Below are 20,930 nucleotides of genomic sequence, written 5' to 3' on the forward strand. Positions count from 1 at the left end.
CTGCCAAGAGACGGCTGTGAATCTGATTATATTTTCCGAATATCCACGAACAGGGTTAGCTTCTGGCCCGGCTGAAGGTATTTTTTGGGGTTCAAGCTGTTCCAGGAAAGAATGTCTTTTACCCGAACATTAAAGTGGCTGGCAATACGCGCCAGTGAGTCACCGCGTTTCACCCGGTAGTTCAGCTTGCGGTTGGCGGTGCGCAGTATCGGCTTATAGCTGGATACCTGCAATTGCTGCCCTGGCTTTAAGTGTTCGCTAGGGGCCAGGTTGTTCCAGGCACGCAATTGCTTAACACTCACCTTATTGTTGCGAGCAATCTTCCACAGAGAGTCGCCACTCACGACGGTGTAATAGCTTTGGCGGGTTTGCATGGGGGTAACACCAGCCCCGGGAATGCGCAGTACCTGGCCGATACTCAGCCGGTCTGAGCGCAGATTGTTTTCCTGGCGTAAGTCAGCCACCGTGACTTTGTGCTTTTTGGCAATACGGCCCAGGTAATCACCGGCTTTTACCCGGTATTCGCGGGCCGCCATCCACTGTTCTTTGGGGGTTGCCTCCAGCGCCTGCTGAAAACGCTCCACGGCATTCACTGGCAGCAACAGCTGCTGGTTCTTACCCGGTGCGGTGCTCAGACGGTTGAATGCCGGGTTGAGCCGATACAATTCTTCGCTGTCGATGGCCGCCAAAAGCGCGGCTTGCTCAAGGTCGATTTGGGCGTCAAAAGTGGCAACGCCAAAATACGGCTCATTGGCAATTTCCAGCAGTGACAGCTGGTGTTGCTCCGGGTTGGCGATAATCCGCGATACCGCCAACAGCTGCGGCACGTATGCACGTGTTTCCCGGGGCAATTTCAACGACCAAAAGTCAGTGGCTTTACCGGCTCGCTGATTGCGCTTGATGGCGCGCCTGACGGTGCCTTCGCCGCTGTTGTAGGCAGCGAGTGCCAACAGCCAATCGCCATCAAATAAACCGTTCAGGTACTCCAGATATTCCAGTGCTGCCCGAGTGGATTCGGTTACGTCCCGGCGACCGTCTTGCCACCAGTCTCGCTGCAAGCCAAAACGCTTTGCGGTGCCCGGTATAAATTGCCACAAACCCGCAGCATGGCTGTGAGAATAGGCAAAGGGGTCGAAAGCGCTTTCCACAGCCGGTAACAGGGCCAATTCCATGGGCATATCGCGGGCTTCCACTTCGTTAACGATGTGGAACAGGTAGCGTTCAGCGCGCTTCAGTACTCGATCAAAATACGCTGGGTGTGAGCCGTACCACTTTTCCTGTTTGTCGATGCGAGGGTTCTGCTGTGTACCTACCAGCACCATGCCTGCACGAACTCGATCCAGCAGTGTATTGGCTTCAATGGTTGCTTCTACTTCGGGTTGAGAGCGCAATGCTTCGTCGCTCAGCGGCGTGCTGGTTTTCAGGGTTGGAACGAGTTCCGACAGCGAAATCGCTACAGGCAACTGTGGCTCGTCAATCTTGTTAGTCTCGCTAACAGTGGGCAGCTGGCTGCACCCGGTGAATAAAGCGCTGCTAGCAGCGGCTATCAATAGTGTTAGTGGTTTCAGGCGCATTGTTAAAAAGAGTTCCTAACCGTTTGTTTTTATAGTATTGGGCGTATTTATAGCACAGCCACTCTCTAAGTCACGAACTGGTCTTTCCATTTGCGAAGTAACGCAAATGTTTCAACCTCTCCAGTGTATGCACGTTGGCTGTGCTGAGCCACATTTCGCTGTAGTGCCTCGTCATGACAGCGCAGAAAAGGGTTGGTCAGTTTTTCTTCGGCGATGGTACTGGGCAGGGTAGGCTGGTGGTTTTCACGCAGCTGCTGACAGAGCCGGGTACGTTCCCCGGTGCGGCGGTTTTGCGGTTCAACGGCATTGGCAAAGGCCAAATTTGCCAGAGTGTATTCATGGGTGCAGTAGACTTGGGTGTTGTCAGGTAGCTCGGCCAACTGCTGCAGGGAGCGATGCATTTGCTCAGCACTGCCTTCAAACAGGCGCCCACAACCGGCGGCGAACAGGGTGTCACCGCAGAACAGCAGCGGCTCAGAAATGTCGAGAAAATAGGCGATATGATCGAGAGTGTGCCCGGGAACTTCGATAACCTGAAACTGCCCGCCACCAAAGTTGACGTTATCACCATGGCGCAATGGCTGATCGATTTGCGAAATTTTGGGGTTGTCGGGGCCATACACCGGCACCCGCTTGTGTGCCAATAGTGCATCAATGCCACCGGTATGATCCCAGTGGTGGTGGGTGATAAAGATGGCTGTCAGCTCCAGCTGTTTGGCTTGCAGGTAATTCAGTACCGGCTGTGCATCCCCTGGGTCTACAACCGCTACCTTGTTGCTGTTATCGGGCTTGATGACCCAGATGTAGTTATCATCAAAGGCAGAGATAGGCTGTATATCGAACATGGCTTTAGCAGGGTCTGGCGGTTAACAGGCTGGAATAAAGATGGTAGTTTATCAGCCCGTGTTTTCACAGTCACAACGGAGTTACAGTGCCTCGGCAACTGGCCAAACATTTTCTCCCAAGCTCCTTTGCTCAAATGCAACCCCAATTGCAACACTGGCTGGTATCTGCTCGTGGCCGCTATTTAATAGAGAAGGAGCGTCAGCTATTAACACGGTTGCCCAAAGTTTATGGCTATCACTTGATGGAGGTGGGTATATCCGCTGAGGGCAGTTTGCTCCATGATTTTGATAACCTGCACCGCTTCACGCTGGGTGCAAGTGGCGATACTGCTGCGGGGGGTGCTATTGCGGACTTTACCGCTCTGCCGTTGCCCTGCGATACCATTGAAACCGCTATTGTTCACCACGCTTTGGAATTTTCGTCCCATCCCCACCAAGTGCTAGGGGAAGTAGCAAGAGTGCTGGCGCCAGGCGGGCATATTCTGTTGTTTGTGCTTAACCCGTTCAGTATGGGTGGGCTTATAAAGTGGCCCGGCGCACTGTTGTCGAAGTCACCGATTTATCGCCACCACTCGCTTCGCTTGGGACGGACTATAGATTGGCTGCGACTCTTGGGCTTTAAGCCGGTAATGGTAAAGCGAGGAGGCTTTGGGCCTGTACAGGAGAGTGAACAATCCTGGCTAAAACGCTGGGGCTATGGTTTGGGGCTACCCGGTGGTACTTTCTATGCGGTTGTTGCCCGCAAACAGGTGGCCAAGGTGATACCCCCCAAGGCCGACCTTTTAAAAAACCTTAAAGTCGCCAACCTGGGTTGGCAGCATCACAATGTACCCACGCCGGAACATCACGCCTCGGTTATGGACAGTTATGAAGACAGTTGAAATTTTTACTGACGGTGCCTGCCGTGGTAATCCCGGCCCCGGCGGTTGGGGTGTTTTATTGCGTTACGGGGATGTCGAAAAACAGCTTCACGGCGGTGAGCCGGATACCACCAACAACCGTATGGAGCTGATGGCTGCCATTCGCGGCCTGGAAGCACTGAGCCGCTCCTGCGATGTGGTGTTGACCACAGACTCCCAGTACGTGCGCCAGGGCATTACAAGCTGGTTGGAAGGCTGGAAGCGCAAAGGCTGGAAGACCGCCAGCAAGCAACCGGTAAAAAACCAGGACTTGTGGCAATTGTTAGATAAGCAGGCTAATCGCCACAATGTAGATTGGCGCTGGGTGAAAGGGCACAGCGGCCATCGTGAAAATGAAATTGCCGACCAGCTGGCCAATCGCGGCATTGATGAGTTGTAACTTTGAATACTTAATTGGCGTGTTCTGTAATGCTTATCAGACCGCCGGTCGCAGGGATAGCGGCCGACGAGCTTACATGGAAGTATTTACAGCGTGTCTGAAAAGCATTACAGAACATGCCTTTCGCAGGAATTAATTGCATGAGACAAGTTGTACTGGATACCGAAACTACCGGTATCGAAATTTCCCAGGACCACCGCATTATTGAAATTGGTTGCGTGGAACTGGTGGACCGAAAGCTCACTGGCAAGCATTACCACCAGTACATCAACCCCGAGCGAGAGGTGGATCAGGGGGCATTTGAAGTCCATGGTATTTCCAACGAATTTCTGGCGGATAAGCCTTTATACGCTCAAGTGGCCCAAGAGTTTCTGGAATTTATCGATGGTGCCGAGCTGATTATTCATAACGCGCCCTTTGATGTGGGCTTTATGGACCATGAGTTTGGCAAGTTAAAAGGTAAATACAAGAAGACCCGCGACTATTGCACGGTGGTGGACACGTTGGTGATGGCACGCCAGAAGCATCCAGGGCAAAAGAACAATCTGGATGCCCTGTGTAAGCGCTACCACATCAACAACGCCCACCGAGAGCTGCACGGCGCACTGTTGGATGCGGAGATTTTGGCGGAAGTGTATCTGGCCATGACTGGTGGCCAGGTGACACTGGGCCTGGGGGGCAGGGGAGGTAGCGCTGCTCAATCGGAGCAACAGCAAATACGGCGGCTGGATAGCAATCGCCCGGCCTTAAAGGTGATTACAGCTTCAGAGGCAGAACTTGAGGAGCACCAACGCAAGTTGGAGGAAATTCACAAAGCCAGTGGCGACAATTGCCTGTGGCTTGCACCTGACAGAGTGCAGTAACAAATACAGAAAATTTACCCATAAAAAAGCCCGGACTGTTTTTGCAGTCCGGGCTTTTTTGTAACTCGTTAATGGACTAATGCAGCGCAGGGATGCGCTGCCGCTGACGGAGTCAGCGCGAGCCCAATAAAATCAAGGAACTTCACACAGTTTCGCCAGATTTTATTGGGCGACGCAGTGAAATAAATAGGACATTTATTTCACTGCCGAATTAATAGTTAACCGGCATACCTTCGAGGCCGCTGTTAACCAGGAAGTGCACCCAGATACTGGCGGCGTAGCCCAGAGCAATGGCCCAGGCCCACTTCAGGTGACCAAAGAAGGTGTACTTGCCACGGGCTTGTCCCATCAGCGCCACACCGGCAGCGGAGCCTACCGACAGCATACTGCCGCCTACCCCGGCGGTCAGGGTTACCAGCAGCCACTGGAACAGGTCCATTTCCGGCAACATGGTCAATACCGCAAACATCACTGGGATGTTATCCACAATAGCGGAAGCAAAACCTACCAATATGTTGGCGGTGGTGGGGCCCAGGTCGTTATAGAAGAATTCTGAGGCCATCGCCAGGTAACCGATATAGCCCAAGCCACCCACAGCCAGGATCACGCCGTAGAAGAAGAACAGCGTATCCCACTCGGCGCCGGAAACTTTTTTGAATACGTCAAAGCCGCGGTTGCCTCTGTTGGGGTCAGGCTCTTCGTCTTCGTGCACTTCCGGAGTATTGGTGATGTCAATATCCGAGTGTTCTTTCTTCTTGATGTAGAAACCAAACAACTTCAGGTAGCCCAAGCCGAACATCATGCCGTAAACCGGTGGCAATTCCAGGTAGTTGTGGAAACACACGGCCGTAGCAATGGTGATAATAAAGAGTACACAGATACGAGTGCCGCCAAACTTGATGGGCGTAATACCGGCTTGTGTTGGCTCTGGGCTGCCATTGGGCAGGGCAAAGTGCATGATGCCCGCAGGAATCACAAAGTTAACAATAGAGGGGATAACCAGGTAGAAGAATTGCTCAAAAGGAACAATGCCTTTCTGCCAAACCATCAAAGTAGTGATGTCGCCAAATGGGCTGAATGCACCCCCGGCGTTGGCTGCCACCACAATGTTGATACAGGCAATACCGACAAATTTGGGTTGGCCTTGGCCCACAGCCAGTACCACCGCACACATAATCAAGGCGGTGGTAAGGTTGTCAGCGATGGGGGAGATAACAAACGCCAGCCAACCGGTGAGCCAAAACAGTGCCTTATAAGAGAAGCCTTTGACCACCAGCCAGTCACGCAGAGCGTCAAAGACATTGCGCTCCATCATGGCGTTGATGTAGGTCATGGCCACCAACAGGAAGAAAAACAGTTCCGCGTACTCAAGGAAGTTGTGGCGGATAGCAACGGAGGCGATATGGTGGTCGCCAAGACCGTAGTAGCAGTAGGCGGCAATCAGTATCCAGATTAAACCGGCAGCCGCCAGAACTGGCTTCGATTTTCTAAGGTGCAGCTGCTCCTCAAAAATCACAAAGATATAGGCCACAGCGAAAATGGCAATGGATGTATAACCTACCCAGTGCGAAGTGACACCCAGAGAGGGCGGCGCTTCACCGGCAGAGGCCATAGCAAAGCCAGGGAACAGCAGAGCTATAAAAAGAGTTAGGAAAGCTTTCATGGTGGAGACCTGGTGACGATTTATTGTTAGGGTAATTCGTGCAGCGCCAGATTATAACCAGCACCCTGTGTGACGGCTACCGCTTCACCGGCGAGATACTTTTAAAGGGGTGTCAGATGGTTTGTTTTTCTGCATAACTGAGTAATGAAGGACAAATGACCAAGAATAATAGTGAATATTGGACTGTTTTTGTTTTCGATGGCCAGGTGCTAGCTTCGGCATGCCCTGAAAATCGTTTGTTTTGGTCGGCATCCCAGGCGGCGCAGTGGCTTGTGGACTCTGAGCAGCTGATAGATGCCGGGGATTGTCGGGGGCGAGCCTGTAGGGCGGCACTGGTTTCAGCGCAACAGGCGCAAGCCATGCAGGCGTCGGGTGCGGAGCTGGTGCCCTTGCGACCTTTGCTGGCCTGGGAGGAGGACTTATTTGCCTTTGCCGGTCGCTGCGTCCAATTGCTCAACAGTTACCAGGAATACCGTTTTTGCGGCCGCTGTGGTGGTACCACCCGGCCATTGGTTGGAGAAACCGCATTGCACTGCGACGCCTGTAACCACTCGTATTACCCCCGACTGTCTCCTTGTGCAATCATGTTGGTAACCCGCGGCGAGCAGTGTTTGTTGGCTCGCCACGGTGGTCGTGGTGATTACCACACTTGCTTGGCGGGTTATGTGGAGCCGGGTGAAACTGTGGAAAATACCGTTCTGCGCGAGGTACATGAAGAGGTCGGGGTGTCGGTCAATGCCCCTCATTATGTTGCCAGCCAATACTGGCCGTTTCCCGGTCAGTTAATGCTGGGTTTTTACGCCGACTACGCCAGTGGCGACCTGAACCCGGATGGTATCGAAATTGTCGAGGCGGGTTGGTATCACTTCAACGACCTACCTCCGCACCCCAACGAACACACGCTCTCCGGGCAGTTGATTCGAGGCTTCGTCAACCGCCATAAGAACCGCGAATAGGCTATACTGCGCCGCTTATTTGTACTGAGTTGCTTGGAGAGTTGTGTTGGAATTTTTGATGGAGTACGGGCTGTTTCTGGCCAAGGCGGTGACTTTTGTTGTTGTGGTTGCCCTGATCGTGGGTATTGTCAGCAATTTAGGGCAGCGTCACCGCAAGGGTGACAAAGGCCATATCGAAGTCTTGCCTCTCAATGAGTTTTCCGAGCAGATGCACGAGGCGGTGAAAGAGGCTGTGCTGGATGAGCACCAGCAGAAAGCCGAGCGCAAAAAGCAAAAGCAGGAAGAAAAGGAAAAGCAAAAACAGCAGAAAAAAGCCGCTGCCGGCAAAAAAGACCCCGACACCGACTCCGAAGATAAAGAAGAACGCCGCAAGCGCGTGTTTGTGCTCAATTTCGATGGCGATATTCAGGCATCGGCGGTTTCCCAGTTACGCCAATGCATTACTGCTGTCCTGGCAGAAGCCAATGAAAAAGACGAAGTGGTGGTGAAACTGCAAAGCCCCGGTGGTGCGGTTCACAGCTACGGTCTGGCGGCCAGCCAGCTGGATCGTATTCGCAACAAGCAAGTGCCTCTGACCATTTGTGTGGACCAAGTGGCCGCCAGTGGGGGCTACATGATGGCCTGTGTGGGCGACCGCATCCTCAGTGCTCCCTTTGCCATGATTGGCTCTATCGGCGTAATCGGGCAATTACCCAACTTTAATAAACTTCTCAAAAAACACGATGTCGAATTTGAGCAACACACCGCCGGAGACTACAAGCGCACGTTGACCATGCTGGGTGAAAACACCGATGAAGATCGGCACAAGTTTCGACAAGATCTGGAAGAGATTCACCAGCAGTTCAAAGCCTACGTGGCAGAGCGTCGACCTGAACTGAATATTGAGCAGGTAGCTACCGGCGAAGTGTGGTTGGGCAGCAGAGCCCAGGAATTGGGCCTGGTAGACGAGGTACTGACCAGCGATGAATACCTGACCAGCCAAATGGATCAGGCAGACCTGTTTGAAGTGTCCTTCGTTCAAAAGAAGAACATTCAGGAGAAGCTGGGTCTGGCCGCAGAGCAGGGTGTAGAGCGGGGATTGTCTCGCTGGTGGCAAAAATTGAGCAACAGCCGCTTTTACTCGTGATGCGGTGCTCAATGACATTTTTACAGCAAAGCCTTTTACAGCAAACTTTTTTGCAGCAAACAAGGTAACCACTCCGCGCTCGCGGGGCACCGGGAGCGCGCAATGGCTAAATACATACTGTTGGTGGTGTTGGGGGTATCGGCAACCCTGCTGATCAGTGCCTGTTCGACCTCCCAGGTGTTTCGTGAGCACCGCCAGTTTTTCAATCAGCATATCGCCGGTAACGACGATATTCGTTTAGCCAGCATCCAGAGCCCCGAGGGCAACCTTCATTTCGCCAGTGCTGGTGACTCACATCTACCCGCGTTGGTGCTGATTCACGGTACCCCCGGTAGCTGGACAGACCTGTCGGCACTGATGATTGAGCCGAAACTGCGCAGTCATTTTCGGGTGATATCCATTGATCGCCCGGGATGGGGACGATCAACCGTAGCGGATGGCTATTCTCCGCTGGAATTTTCCTATCAGGCACGTCAGATAGGGTTGTTGCTGCAACAATTGCGCGAACAAAATCCACAGCAGCCAATTATTGTTGCTGGCCATTCATTGGGCGCTTCTATCGCTCCGCGGATTGCTGCGGACTTTCCCCAGTTGGTCGACGGTTTATTGCTGCTGTCTGGTACCCACAGCCCTGAATTGGGCAAGCCTCGCCGTCACCATTGTGTGGGCGAGTGGCGCCTGGTAAAACCATTGATCGGTGAACCGCTGCGAAAAGCGAATCAGGAAATGCTGGTGCTGGACAGGCAATTGGCGCAAATGAGTGAGCGCTGGCAGAGCATTACTGTTCCGGTAACAGTTATTCAGGGGAGAAAGGATGGTTTGGTCAGCCACAAGAACACCGACTTTATTGAGCAAGTGCAGGCTCAAAACCCGAACCTGACGGTAATACGCTTGAAAAAATCAGGTCACTTTACCCATCTGCAACAACAGCCGCTGATTGTGGACAGTGCTATTCAGATGTTGATTAGTGTGCAGAAATAACAGCTGGTCTGGGGTTACTTGCTGTCCACAACGTCCAAAGGCAACTCAGACGTACTTGCCACTCTGTTTCTCAGGCCAATCATTCGTTCCAGATAGGGAATGACCCGTTGAGCAGTGGCGCGGTAGCCAGTGAGTTTGCCTCCGTAAAGGGCCAGGTAGTTGCCCTTGGTCACCAGCTGAACTTCCCGGCTCCTCGAAAACGCAGATCCTTCCGCCTTGGGCAGTACTCGTAGGCCGGCAAATTGGTCACTGGGCTCTTGAGTGTTTTCAGGGAAGTAATGGGCAACCACTGCTTTTAGATAAGAAACTTCTTCTTCCAGTGGTTGGCATTCATCCGGGTGCCCCCGATACAGCGTTTCAGTCGTGCCCACCAATGTTTGGCCCTGCCAAGGCAGAACAAACACCACGCGGCCATCCTGAGGTGCTTCCAGATAGTAGCAGTGCTCAGTAAAGGGCGTTGAATACAGCAGGTGGGTACCCTGTACTAGCTCCACTTCGTGAGCGGGCGGCTTTGGCTGAATAGCGTTGGCTACCAGGTTGACCCAGGGGCCTGCGGTATTGATCAGGCAGCGGCTTTTAAAGCGTCGATTATTGCCTTCAACCTGTGCGTCGATGAGATAAGTGCCATCGTGCCACTGGGCTTTACGCAGCTGTGCCTGGCAGAGCAGGGTGGCGCCAAGCTGCTCTGCAGAATCCGCAACCGCCTGGGTAAGAGCGCGGTCATCGGTTTGCGCATCGCTGTAGCGGTATACACCGGTCAGGTTATCTTGGTTTAGTTCATCGAAGTCGCCGTCGAACTTCTTTGTAGAAGTGTAGCGAAACCGGTTTTCAGAACCGCCGCCAGCCAATAATGTGTAGGCAGACAGTCCCAGGCGCAGCTGCCAGTTTTTGCGCTTGGAAGAGCGATACAGAGGAATGTGAAAGTGTTGTCGGTGTACCAGGTCCGGGGCCAGTCTGAGCAGCAGCTCCCGTTCCTTCAGGCTTTCCCATACCAACCGAATCTGACCGCTTTCCAAGTAGCGCAAACCGCCGTGGATCAGCTTGCTGGATTTACTAGATGTGCCCTCGCCAATGTTTCCCTTTTCCAACAGCAATACCGAATAGCCCGCCGCCGCGGCGGCCTGTGCCACACCGGCTCCCTGTATGCCACCACCGATAATGGCGACGTCGAAAAACGTATCCAGTGATTTCATAGGCTGTTGTTATCCAGCTCCTTTAGCAAGCCGCCAATATTAAAGGTTTCCACCATATCTGCCCCACGCTGAAACCAGTCAATAGCCCCTTTGGAGTCACCGATTTCATAAATGACCCATTTACTGTGGGGCAGGGTTGGTAGTTGGCCGTCGGGGATATGGCGTTGTGAGCAAAACAGGTATTCCGGCGATGTATCAGCTATCAGCAGATGGCCAAGGTCATCCCAGCTTTCCAACACCATGCCCACCAATGGCCAGTCCTGTTGACGGGCGGCGGCCACAAAGGGTTTGTCAAAACTGATACAAACCACCTGAGCTTGTACCGGAGTCAGTAAACCCAGTAGCTTATTAAGCGCAAATTCCTGGCCCACCTGTTTAAGGCCGCTGCGCTTTGCCTCAACAAAGAACCGTATATGCGGGTGTTGCTGCATAACCGGTATTAATGCAGCCAAGGGCGCTATAGATTCACTGGCAAACTGCTGGCCCAAACGACCGGCTTCACTGGCGGGTATTTTAGCCAATTCTGTCAGGGTGAATTGATGAACGCTGCCTGCTACGCCACTAACGCGCTCCAGAGTGGCATCGTGGTAAATCACCGGCTCACCATCGGCGCTAAAAAGCACATCCAATTCGATATTAAGCGCCCCTGCGTCAATAGCCCCATGAATAGCGGCCAAGGTGTTTTCCGGGTAACAGTGCTGAAAGCCGCGATGAGCCACAAGTCTTTCCGCTGTCATAGGCGCTCCTTTTATAATGCTTTTACAGTAACAGTAATCCAGCCATAGGTTGGTAAACAAGCGGTTACATAGACATCGAATTCTGGGAATAATTTGATTGACGACGGATACTTGCGTCAGTATTATGCGCACCTTCCTGAAGCAGCCCCGGATGTACTTTAAGCGGGTGAATGTGGAAGGTCAGTCGGGGTATAGCGCAGTCTGGTAGCGCGCCTGCTTTGGGAGCAGGATGTCGGGAGTTCGAATCTCTCTACCCCGACCACTTCTTTTACTGTGGAATGCCGGTCAGTAAGAACTGCGTTGAGCGCCCGTAGCTCAGCTGGATAGAGCATCCGCCTTCTAAGCGGATGGTCGCAGGTTCGAATCCTGCCGGGCGTGCCACTTTTTAGTTGTAAATTGTCAGCGTTCAAGCTGCAAATCTCTACGGTGGCTGTAGCTCAGTTGGTAGAGTCCAGGATTGTGATTCCTGTTGTCGCGGGTTCGATCCCCGTCAGCCACCCCATCTTTTGCTATATTTCATGTTTATTGATGATGGCCTGCTGGTCGTTTTATATGCTGCTTTTCGTCACAATTACTCTAGCTGTAAACTAATCTAGTAGGTAATGTGGGCAAGAGGCACAGACCTTTTCAATATTCATTACTTACTATTACAAGGAGTGGTAGCTATCAAGCCGTTTCATTTGTCGTTTATTGTTCCTAGTTTGGATGAAGCCAGAAAGTTCTACGTTAACCTGCTGGGCTGCGAAATTGGCCGGGACACAGGGCAATGGATCGATATCATTTTCTTTGGCCATCAATTGACTATGCACCAAGAGCGTGATGGTTTTTCTGCGAAGCCAATTGATCATTTTGGACCAATTCTGGAAAAAAGTGAGTGGGAGAAAATAGCGGCTTTATTCAAAGAGAGTTCGGTTCCTTTTGAAATGGAACCATTTGTTAAAGCGCAAGATACTGAGAATGAAGCGGGTAAATTTATAGTTAAAGACCCGGCAGGTAATTTACTAGAATTTAAGTATTACAATAGTTTCGCCGGTACCGTAGTGAGTAAGAACCCTTAAGGCATAGCGTCAAATTTTAGCTTATTCATAAGTCCTCCAACATCTGCAATCGATTATTTTTCTGAGCAAACTCAAGCAATGCCGCCGCAATGGGCGAAGTAGGGCGGCTTTTTAAGCTTACTAAATACCAGTTGGTTTTGATCGGCAGTTTGCCCACATTGAGTATGGAAAGCCCGGCACTGCCCCCAAAGGTGAGGGTGTGCTCCGACAGTATCGAGACCCCCATTCCCGACATCACCATGTGTTTGATGGCTTCGTTGCTTTCAATGGTCATGCGCACATTCAGTTCGCAATTGTGTTTCGCCATGTGTTGTTCAATGGCATAGCGAGTACCGGAGCCATTTTCACGCATGATGTACGGTTGGCTGGCAAATTCTTTCAGGCTGATGCGCTTGCGCTGGCTGAGCGGGTGCTCTTGATGAGCAATGGCGACCAGTCGATTGGGCAGGAATTCTGTGAGTTGGTAATCGTCATTGGTGGGTGGGTGGCTGAATACACAGAAGTCATCTTCACCTTCCGCCAGGCGCTTTACGATTTGCGCTCGGTTGCCAATGTTCATATCCACTTCGATATTGGGGAATTGTTGGCAAAAGTCTCCCAGTAAGTGGGGCATAAAGTATTTTGCCGTGGTCACCACTGCCAGCCGCAGAGTGCCCGATGTTAATCCCCTCAGCTTGGTCAGTTTCATATCCAGGCGTTCAAAGCAAAGCAGTACCTCGCGGGCACTTTCCGTGGTCACCTCACCAACTTCCGTCAGTTTTAAGTCTCTGCCAACCTGATAAAAAAGTGGGCTGCCGATGGCTTCACTGAGTTTTTTGAGCTGCATGGATACTGTGGGCTGAGTCAGGTGCAGTGCTTTGGCAGCGGCGGTCACGCTGCCGTGGTGGGCTACCGCCAACAATATCTCCAGCTGGCGCAACGTACCGATATGAGCGTGCAGGCGAGTCTTCATGGCTGTCCAACTATAAATAAATACATAGATAAATATAAATGTAATAACTAGATAATATCTATTTTTAGTTATGTCAAGTTTTGTTCAGAATGGCGCCCGACTAGTTTTCAACTTACAGAGGTATCAATGAACCTGTCTCAAATCTACTTTGGTGTTTGTGTCGGCCTGTTAATCACTGTCATGGCGTCCCTGTTGGCGCAGCAAGGCATTATTGGTTGGGCGCTTGCTTTGGTAGGTGCAACAGTTGCGGTTTGCAATGGCGTTGCCTGGTGTTATCAACGAATCAACAAGCCATCAATCCGGGTTCAGATGCCTATTTACCTGACCGAGAGTAAATAAGCACCATGCAGATTGATGTTGTTGTCGCGTTTTTTGTGCTCGGCATGGTAGCCACCTTGCTGGGCACAAAGATCGATTTTCCCAAAGGGCTTTACCAGTTTCTAACCCTGTTTTTGTTGCTGGCTATTGGCCTGAAAGGGGGCATGGCCCTTGGTGACCACATTGGCATTGAGCTGCTGGGGCAGTCTTTGGTGGTGCTCACTCTGGGTTTGATATTGCCGCCGATTGCCTACCCGATACTGAAGCGCTTTGGTGGTTGGTCGCGGCTGGACTCTGCATCCACAGCGGCTCACTACGGCTCTGTCAGTGTTGCCACTTTTGCCGTTGCGGTGGCGGTGATTGAGGCGCAAAACCTGTTTTACGAACCGTACTTTCCACTGTTTGTGGTGATTCTGGAGGTACCCGCCATTGCCGTAGGGCTGTGGCTGGCCAAACGCGGTGAGCGAGCCCCTGATACCAGCCGACGTCAATTGCTCCATGAGTTATTTGGCAATCAAGGCGTTGTGCTGTTAATCGGTGGTTTGCTGATCGGCTGGTGGGCAGGGGATAACACCAGCAACATCATGCCGCTGTTTTCCACATTATTTCACGGTGTGTTGGCGCTGTTTCTATTGCAAATGGGACGCTTGGCCGCCGAGCAGTTTTCTGAACTGCGTCGCCAGGGGCTATTTCTGGTGAGCTTTGCCATTGCGATGCCACTGATTGGTGCGCTGTTCGGCGGTGTCTTGGCACTGTTGCTGGGGCTTTCTGCCGGTGGCGTGGCTTTGTTAGCAACCTTGGGGGCCAGTGCTTCCTACATAGCGGTTCCGGCTGCGCTGGGCGTGGCGTTGCCGCAGGCCAACTTGAGTTTACCGCTCACCGCATCCCTGGCGGTTACTTTCCCATTCAATGTGCTGGTTGGCATTCCTGTCTATCTGGCGCTGGCTCAACACATTGCCTAAGGAGGCAACAACCATGAAATTTGCAACGGTCAACGTTGTCATGGGCTCAAAATCAGACTGGCCCACTATGCGCAAAGCCACAGAGGTGCTGGAAGCCTTGCAGGTACCGTTTCACGCATCGGTGGTATCGGCTCATCGAACCCCGGCGCGGCTGGTGGAGTTCGCCAACCAGGCCGCAGAGGCGGGCACAAAAATCATTATTGCCGGCGCCGGTGGTGCCGCTCATTTGCCGGGTATGGTGGCGGCGGAAACCTGGCTGCCAGTTATTGGTGTTCCAGTGGCCAGCCGTCATCTCAATGGCTTGGACAGCCTGCTGTCTATTGTGCAAATGCCCAAAGGGGTGTGCACAGCGACCATGGCCATTGGCGAATCCGGGGCTTTTAATGCCGGTTTGATAGCTGCGCAGATGTTGGCGCTGGAAGACTCACAGCTGCGCGAGCGCCTAAAGCAGTGGCGCCAAGCGCAGACAGATTCTGTTGGAACGGAGGTAGAGTAATGCGTATATCGATAGTAGGTACGGGGCAGTTGGCGAGATTGATGGCGCTGGCCGCACATTCGTTGAAACTGGAGGTGTCTTTCCTGAGGTTGGGTGAAGACGACTACTCCAGTGTCGATGGGCTTGGTCGTGTGGTGACGGCTACACCCACGCGCACCGCCGAGGGGTTGTATCGTGATCTGGGGCGGCCCGATGTAATCACCGTGGATCGTGAGTCAGTGGATATTGAATTGCTGAAGTCGTTGCAACGGTTTTGTACCGTTGATCCAGCTCCTGAAGTTATTGAACTTACTCAACATCGTTTAAAGGAAAAGTACTGGGTGGCTCATCAGTTGCAGTTGCCGACCGCAGATTATCGCTACTGCGACGATGGGCACTCGTTGTTTGAAGCGGCTGAGACACTGAAATTTCCGCTGATTGCGAAAAGCTGTGAATCCGGCTACGACGGTAAAAACCAGTGGCGTTTACAGGATTTGAGTGCCCTGAAGTCGTGCTGGGAGCAGATCGTTAAAGCGGAAGCGATTATTGAAAAACAGGTGAGCTTTCAAAAAGAAGTGTCATTGATTGGTGTGCGCAATGTGCATGGGGAAATTTGCTTTTATCCGCTGACTGAAAATTACCACCAAAACGGGGTTTTGGTCAGCTCTGAAGTAGGTATCACTCCATTGCCTGATGAGTTGGTAGGGCAGGCGCAAAGTTACCTCGCTGCGTTGATGTCCAGTAGCAATTACATTGGTGTGATGACTATGGAATGTTTTATCACTGATAAGGGTTTGCTGATTAATGAACTGGCACCGCGAGTACACAACAGCGGCCACTGGACGCTGACAGGCAGTGTCACCAATCAATTTGAAAATCACATCAGAGCGATTACCGGGATGCCGTTGGGTTCTACAGAATTGCTGGCGCCAACAGCGATGGTCAACCTGTTGGGCATGGAACCAGAAACCGTCAGCTTGATTGATGAGCAATCGCAACTTTACGATTACAAAAAAGCCTTAAAACCAGGGCGAAAAATGGGGCACATTAACTGTAGCTACAATGAACCCTGGCGGTTGCAACAGTGGCTCGAACAGCAGTTGAACGCAGTGTACGGTTGGGAGGAAAGGCGCGTAGCCAGTTAGGCTACCCAATTAGACCAACCAATCACAAAGCCTTCACGCACCATCGAATAGTCTTTTGCCGAGATCATTATTGGGAGCTATCACGATGGTGCGCTTTGTATTTCTGTGTTTTGGAATAGTGTTGTCTGCATTTGCCTGGGCAATAGAAGAGGCTGATTACAGGGTAGTCAGTCAGCATGGCAATGTAGAGTTGCGCATGTACGAACCCCAGATACTCGCCGAAGTAGTGATCGAAGGGGATATTGGCAAAGCCAGCAATCGCGCGTTTCGACCACTGTTTAACTACATATCTGGGGATAACATTGCCCGCAATGGCGACTCCCAGAAAATCGCCATGACCGCGCCGGTTTCTCAACAGTGGGCCAAAGCCGAACTTTCTAGCTCCAAGGAATTTAGCTCTAAGGAATCTAGCCCCGACAAACAAAACCAAAAAATTGCCATGACGGCGCCAGTGAGTGTGGAACCCGCTGAGGGCTCTAATCTTTGGGCAGTGAGTTTTATGATGCCTTCCGATTTCACTCTAGAAAATACGCCGCTACCCACCAATTCCCAAGTCTCTATCAGAGAAGTGCCGGCACGATTGGTGGCAGCCATCAAGTACTCGGGCACCTGGAGTGAAAAGCGTTATCAGCGCAACAAGCAGGAATTGTTTGCATGGTTGCAAAGCAGTGATTTTAAAGCCGCAGGTGAACCGGTTTGGGCGCGTTACAACTCGCCCATGTCGCTGCCGTTTTTACGTCGCAATGAGGTGTTAATACCCATTACAAAAAAATAAATTTACACCTTGTGGGTGCTTTCAACAATAGTTATGTAAATGTGACTTTTGTTGTCATGGGTCGAGTTATCATGCCTCTCCTAAATACTTAGATTTGCTTGCTCAGGTTTTTGAATAGTTTTTCAACTATGGGCTTTGACCCTGTACTGAAAAAACGAGTGAAAGACTCAGGCGATTCAAATATTTGGTCTGGCGTGTAAGATACGCTATACGGTGATAACGAGGTTGGTGTTGCCGTATAGGACCAAATTATATTCCCTGCGTCATCGTAAAGCTGTCCAGACAAATTAAATCTGCTGTTTAGTTTGTCGGAAAATCCGTGATTCATTCCAACAACAACGATATTTATTGTTATTTTTAGTTCTGCGTTCTGATCATCGTGAGATATACCTTTAGGGAAGGCGGCTTCTTTCGCTAAGTTACTAAACTGCTCTGTAATGATTTTAGATAGATCAATTTTATGCTGTTCTAGATAATCTAGGATTAAAGGTTTGATCCCCTTGTCGTCACCAGAGGTGGCCGCTACTCCTACACCCAAATAAGTTACGTCTACAGAGCTGATAACACTGAGCTTATCTGGAACTAATGGAGTAGTTTCAATATTTATTGCATCTATTTTCTCAAAAGCTACTTGGTCTAGTTTTGTCGTTGGAATAGCAGTACATGCTGAAATTAAAAATAGTATAAGTGGGATAAGTAGAAGGTTGCCTGCTCTCATGCATCGCCTCTTTTCGATTTCGTGGTAGACCAATATTTTTAAAGGGGTACGTATTCATGATCATAATTGTTATTTTCGAGTAAGCAAACAAAAACCCCGGCAGCTTTCACTGCCGGGGTTTTGCGTTTCAGGATTTAAGAAGGCTTACTTCTTGGCTTCCTGACGCTCTTTCTCTTTGGCGATCACTTCTTCAGCAACGTTCTGCGGGCAAGGCAGGTAGTGGCTGAATTCCATGGAGAACTGGCCGCGGCCAGAGGTCATGGTGCGCAGATGGCCAATGTAACCAAACATCTCCGCCAGTGGTACGTCGGCTTTGATGCGAACACCGGTGGTGCCGGGCTCCTGGTCTTTAATCATGCCGCGACGACGGTTCAGGTCACCGATGACGTCACCCACGTGATCTTCCGGAGTGAACACGTCCACTTTCATAATCGGCTCGATCAGCTGTGGGCCGGCCTTGGGCATAGACTGACGGAAAGCGCCTTTGGCGGCGATTTCGAACGCTACTGCCGAGGAGTCAACGGCGTGGAAGCCACCGTCGTACAGTTCGATTTCAACGTCCAGTACCGGGAAGCTGGCCAGAGGGCCGGTTTCCATCATGCCTTTAAAGCCTTTCTCAATGGCCGGGAAGAATTCCTTAGGTACGTTACCGCCGACAACAGTGGATTCGAACTTGAAGCCGGAGCCTGGCTCGCCGGGCTTGATGCGGTAGTCGATCTTACCGAACTGACCAGAACCACCAGACTGCTTCTTGTGGGTGTAGCTGTCTTCGATTGGGGTGGTGATGGTTTCACGGTAGGCAACCTGTGGTTGGCCCACTTCCAGCTCGACGCCGTAGGTACGCTTGAGGATGTCGACCTTAATATCCAGGTGCAGCTCACCCATACCTCTGAGGATGGTTTCTCCGGAGTCTTCGTCAGTCTCAACCTGGAAGGATGGATCTTCGGCAACCATTTTGCCGATGGCAACGCCCATCTTCTCGGTAGAGCTCTTATCTTTCGGAGATACCGCGATGGAGATTACAGGGTCTGGGAAGACCATAGGCTCAAGAGTACAAGGATTCTTGGGGTCACACAGAGTGTGGCCAGTTTGTACGTTCTTCATGCCCACAACAGCGATAATGTCGCCGGCTTGAGCAGTGCTCAGTTCGGTGCGGTCATCGGCGTGCATTTCCACCATGCGGCCAATGCGCTCGGTTTTGCCGGTGAAGCTATTGAGTACGGTGTCGCCTTTGTTCAGTACGCCGGAGTAGATACGAATAAAGGTCAGGGCACCGAAGCGGTCGTCCATAATTTTGAACGCCAGGGCACGCAGGGGTTCTTCAGCAGAAACCAGAGCCACGTCGCCGGTAGGCTCGCCTTCTTCGTCGGTCAGCGGTTGAGGATCAACCTCAGTCGGTGAAGGCAGGTAGTCAACAACGGCGTCCAGAACCAATTGGATGCCTTTGTTCTTGAATGCAGAACCACAGTAAGTGGGGAAGAAGGCCAAGGTGCGAGTACCTTCGCGGATGCAGCGCTTGATGTCGTCGATGGAGGGCTCTTCACCTTCCATGTAGGCCATCATCAGGTCGTCGTCCATTTCCACGGCAGTTTCAATTAGCTGCTCGCGGTACATGGCGGCATCGTCCACCATTTCCGCAGGAATGTCGGTGACTTCGTAGTTTTCTGGCAGGCCGGAATCGTCCCAGATATAGGCTTTCTGGCTCAGTACATCGACAACGCCTTTAAAGTCGTCTTCGATGCCGATAGGCAGAGTCATGACCAGTGGATTGGCGCCCAGGACTTTCTTAACCTGGTCAACAACGCGGTAGAAATCCGCACCCATACGGTCCAGCTTGTTCACGAAGATGATACGAGCCACTTCAGACTCGTTGGCGTAGCGCCAGTTGGTTTCGGACTGAGGCTCAACACCGCCGGAACCACAGAATACGCCAACACCGCCATCGAGAACTTTCAGGGAGCGGTAAACTTCAACGGTGAAGTCCACGTGTCCTGGAGTGTCGATGATGTTCATGCGGTGGTCGTTCCAGAAGCAAGTAGTGGCAGCGGACTGGATGGTAATGCCGCGCTCAGCTTCCTGTTCCATAAAGTCGGTAGTAGCAGCACCGTCGTGCACTTCACCGGTTTTATGGATTTTACCGGTGAGCTTGAGAATACGCTCGGTGGTGGTGGTTTTACCGGCGTCTACGTGGGCGAAGATGCCGATGTTGCGGTAGAGGGATAAGTCAGACATTTCTATTCTCGAATGTTCTGTTAATGAAACTGGTATGCCCGAGGGCGACCCCAAGCCAAAATAGCGCGCAATTATACAGGAAGTTGAAGGGTAGAACAGGCCTTGATATGGAGGAATTTTGCCTTGCAGGCCCCTTCACAGAGCCGCAGAGCCATGAGAAAATCGCCGCCCTGATTTTACCTCCCGGAAGCTGCCCCATGACTGCCATTGTTCTCGACGGCAAAGCCGTTGCCAAACGCACTGAAACTGAACTGAGCGAGCGCGTTGCTGCCCTCAAAGCCAAGGGCGGAGATACCCCGATTTTGGCCACTATCCTGGTGGGCGCAGATCCGGCGTCCGCTACCTATGTGCGTATGAAACAGAACGCCTGCAAGCGGGTGGGCATGGAGTCCATTGCGGTTGAATTGCCGGAAGAAACCACTACCGAGCAACTGCTGGCAAAAATCCATGAGTTGAACGACAACCCCAACTGCCACGGTATTTTGCTGCAACACCCGGTGCCCGAGCAGATTGACGAGCGCGCTTGCTTTGACGCCATTGCCCTCAATAAAGATGTGGACGGTGTGACCTGCTTGGGTTACGGCCGAATGGCCATGGGCGAAGAGGCCTACGGTTCCGCTACCCCACAAGGTATTATGCGTTTGCTGGCAGCCTACGATATTGACTTCAACGGCAAGCACGCTGTTGTGGTGGGCCGCAGTCCGATTCTCGGCAAGCCCATGGCAGCCATGCTGCTGAATGCCAATGCCACTGTGACCATTTGCCACTCTCGCACCCAAAACCTGGCGGAGCACATCAAGCAAGCGGATATTGTAGTAGGCGCTGTCGGTAAGCCTGAGTTTATTAAGGCCGAGTGGATTAAAGACGGTGCTGTGGTGGTGGACGCTGGCTATCACCCTCCCGGTTTGGGCGACATAGAGCTTGGGCCACTGGTAGATCGTGTGGCTGCCTATACCCCGGTTCCCGGTGGCGTTGGCCCGATGACCATCAATACCCTGATTCTGCAGTCTGTGGATGCTGGGGAGAAGAAGTTGGGCTGAAACCCTACGTCATTCCCG

General features: G+C 51.9%; 21 protein-coding genes and 3 tRNA genes. 16 read left to right on the top strand and 8 right to left on the bottom strand.

Annotated features, from left to right (window positions below; translation table 11 throughout):
• Nucleotides 1-26 precede the first annotated feature (26 nt).
• Nucleotides 27-1,574, bottom strand: a complete 1,548-nt coding sequence (locus KFE80_01600; protein ID UTW45646.1) for a LysM peptidoglycan-binding domain-containing protein — start codon at nt 1,572-1,574, stop codon at nt 27-29.
• A gap of 65 nt (nt 1,575-1,639) precedes the next feature.
• Nucleotides 1,640-2,419, bottom strand: coding sequence for a hydroxyacylglutathione hydrolase (gene gloB / locus KFE80_01605; protein ID UTW45647.1), 780 nt, complete (start codon nt 2,417-2,419; stop codon nt 1,640-1,642).
• A 134-nt stretch (nt 2,420-2,553) separates the two neighbouring features.
• On the opposite strand from gloB, the gene KFE80_01610 reads away from it, so the two are divergent.
• The 3 genes from KFE80_01610 (at nt 2,554) to dnaQ (ending at nt 4,581) form a co-directional block, all read left to right on the top strand.
• Nucleotides 2,554-3,300 carry a methyltransferase domain-containing protein gene (locus KFE80_01610; protein ID UTW45648.1) on the top strand — a complete coding sequence of 249 codons (747 nt, stop codon included), beginning with the start codon at nt 2,554-2,556 and terminating at the stop codon, nt 3,298-3,300.
• Nucleotides 3,287-3,718, top strand: a complete 432-nt coding sequence (gene rnhA, locus KFE80_01615; GenBank protein UTW45649.1) for a ribonuclease HI — start codon at nt 3,287-3,289, stop codon at nt 3,716-3,718. The genes KFE80_01610 and rnhA overlap by 14 nt, the downstream gene beginning before the upstream one ends.
• A gap of 140 nt (nt 3,719-3,858) precedes the next feature.
• Nucleotides 3,859-4,581, top strand: a complete 723-nt coding sequence (gene dnaQ, locus KFE80_01620; protein ID UTW45650.1) for a DNA polymerase III subunit epsilon — start codon at nt 3,859-3,861, stop codon at nt 4,579-4,581.
• 211 nt (nt 4,582-4,792) lie between these two features.
• Here the strand turns inward: dnaQ and nhaD are convergent, their stop codons facing one another.
• Entirely contained in the window at nt 4,793-6,244 is a 1,452-nt protein-coding gene (nhaD, locus tag KFE80_01625; GenBank protein UTW45651.1) for a sodium:proton antiporter NhaD, read from the bottom strand.
• Nucleotides 6,245-6,399: 155 nt separating this feature from the next.
• On the opposite strand from nhaD, the gene nudC reads away from it, so the two are divergent.
• From nudC to KFE80_01640, 3 genes are all read left to right on the top strand, one after another.
• Entirely contained in the window at nt 6,400-7,200 is an 801-nt protein-coding gene (nudC, locus tag KFE80_01630; GenBank protein ID UTW45652.1) for an NAD(+) diphosphatase, read from the top strand.
• Nucleotides 7,201-7,246: 46 nt separating this feature from the next.
• Entirely contained in the window at nt 7,247-8,326 is a 1,080-nt protein-coding gene (sohB, locus tag KFE80_01635) for a protease SohB (protein ID UTW45653.1), read from the top strand.
• Nucleotides 8,327-8,428: 102 nt separating this feature from the next.
• Entirely contained in the window at nt 8,429-9,307 is an 879-nt protein-coding gene (locus KFE80_01640; protein UTW45654.1) for an alpha/beta fold hydrolase, read from the top strand.
• 14 nt (nt 9,308-9,321) lie between these two features.
• Here KFE80_01640 and KFE80_01645 read toward each other — a convergent pair whose 3' ends face one another.
• Nucleotides 9,322-10,491, bottom strand: coding sequence for an FAD-dependent oxidoreductase (locus tag KFE80_01645; protein UTW46582.1), 1,170 nt, complete (start codon nt 10,489-10,491; stop codon nt 9,322-9,324).
• Between the two features lie 5 nt (nt 10,492-10,496).
• Nucleotides 10,497-11,237: a hypothetical protein gene (locus KFE80_01650; protein ID UTW45655.1), complete on the bottom strand. Its 741-nt coding sequence runs from the start codon at nt 11,235-11,237 to the stop codon at nt 10,497-10,499.
• Nucleotides 11,238-11,422: 185 nt separating this feature from the next.
• Here KFE80_01650 and KFE80_01655 point away from each other — a divergent pair.
• From KFE80_01655 to KFE80_01670, 4 genes are all read left to right on the top strand, one after another.
• Nucleotides 11,423-11,499: transfer RNA gene (locus tag KFE80_01655), tRNA-Pro, on the top strand.
• A 42-nt stretch (nt 11,500-11,541) separates the two neighbouring features.
• Nucleotides 11,542-11,618: transfer RNA gene (locus tag KFE80_01660), tRNA-Arg, on the top strand.
• A gap of 45 nt (nt 11,619-11,663) precedes the next feature.
• Nucleotides 11,664-11,739 (top strand) — tRNA-His (locus KFE80_01665).
• Between the two features lie 163 nt (nt 11,740-11,902).
• Entirely contained in the window at nt 11,903-12,295 is a 393-nt protein-coding gene (locus tag KFE80_01670; GenBank protein UTW46583.1) for a dioxygenase, read from the top strand.
• A gap of 25 nt (nt 12,296-12,320) precedes the next feature.
• Here KFE80_01670 and KFE80_01675 read toward each other — a convergent pair whose 3' ends face one another.
• Nucleotides 12,321-13,247: a LysR family transcriptional regulator gene (locus tag KFE80_01675; GenBank protein ID UTW45656.1), complete on the bottom strand. Its 927-nt coding sequence runs from the start codon at nt 13,245-13,247 to the stop codon at nt 12,321-12,323.
• A 126-nt stretch (nt 13,248-13,373) separates the two neighbouring features.
• On the opposite strand from KFE80_01675, the gene KFE80_01680 reads away from it, so the two are divergent.
• From KFE80_01680 to KFE80_01700, 5 genes are all read left to right on the top strand, one after another.
• The gene (locus tag KFE80_01680) at nt 13,374-13,586 is read left to right on the top strand and encodes a hypothetical protein (protein UTW45657.1); all 213 of its coding nucleotides are present in this window, start codon (nt 13,374-13,376) and stop codon (nt 13,584-13,586) included.
• Nucleotides 13,587-13,591: 5 nt separating this feature from the next.
• The gene (locus tag KFE80_01685; protein ID UTW45658.1) at nt 13,592-14,527 is read left to right on the top strand and encodes a sodium-dependent bicarbonate transport family permease; all 936 of its coding nucleotides are present in this window, start codon (nt 13,592-13,594) and stop codon (nt 14,525-14,527) included.
• Nucleotides 14,528-14,540: 13 nt separating this feature from the next.
• The gene (purE, locus tag KFE80_01690) at nt 14,541-15,023 is read left to right on the top strand and encodes a 5-(carboxyamino)imidazole ribonucleotide mutase (protein UTW45659.1); all 483 of its coding nucleotides are present in this window, start codon (nt 14,541-14,543) and stop codon (nt 15,021-15,023) included.
• Nucleotides 15,023-16,147, top strand: a complete 1,125-nt coding sequence (locus KFE80_01695; GenBank protein ID UTW45660.1) for a 5-(carboxyamino)imidazole ribonucleotide synthase — start codon at nt 15,023-15,025, stop codon at nt 16,145-16,147. Before purE ends, KFE80_01695 begins: the two co-directional genes overlap by 1 nt.
• 85 nt (nt 16,148-16,232) lie before the next feature.
• Nucleotides 16,233-16,922 carry a heme-binding protein gene (locus KFE80_01700; GenBank protein ID UTW45661.1) on the top strand — a complete coding sequence of 230 codons (690 nt, stop codon included), beginning with the start codon at nt 16,233-16,235 and terminating at the stop codon, nt 16,920-16,922.
• Nucleotides 16,923-17,010: 88 nt separating this feature from the next.
• Here KFE80_01700 and KFE80_01705 read toward each other — a convergent pair whose 3' ends face one another.
• Both KFE80_01705 and KFE80_01710 read right to left on the bottom strand, forming a co-directional pair.
• A complete protein-coding gene (locus tag KFE80_01705; GenBank protein UTW45662.1) occupies nt 17,011-17,640 on the bottom strand; it encodes a hypothetical protein in 630 nt (209 codons plus the stop codon).
• Between the two features lie 144 nt (nt 17,641-17,784).
• Nucleotides 17,785-19,872, bottom strand: coding sequence for an elongation factor G (locus KFE80_01710; protein UTW45663.1), 2,088 nt, complete (start codon nt 19,870-19,872; stop codon nt 17,785-17,787).
• A gap of 197 nt (nt 19,873-20,069) precedes the next feature.
• Here KFE80_01710 and folD point away from each other — a divergent pair, with 197 nt between their 5' ends.
• On the top strand, nt 20,070-20,912 hold the full coding sequence (gene folD / locus KFE80_01715) for a bifunctional methylenetetrahydrofolate dehydrogenase/methenyltetrahydrofolate cyclohydrolase FolD (protein ID UTW45664.1): 843 nt from the start codon (nt 20,070-20,072) through the stop codon (nt 20,910-20,912).
• The last annotated feature ends 18 nt before the right edge of the window (nt 20,913-20,930 follow it).

The sequence above is a fragment of the bacterium SCSIO 12696 genome (genome assembly GCA_024397955.1).
Taxonomy (GTDB): Bacteria; Pseudomonadota; Gammaproteobacteria; order Pseudomonadales; family Porticoccaceae; genus SCSIO-12696.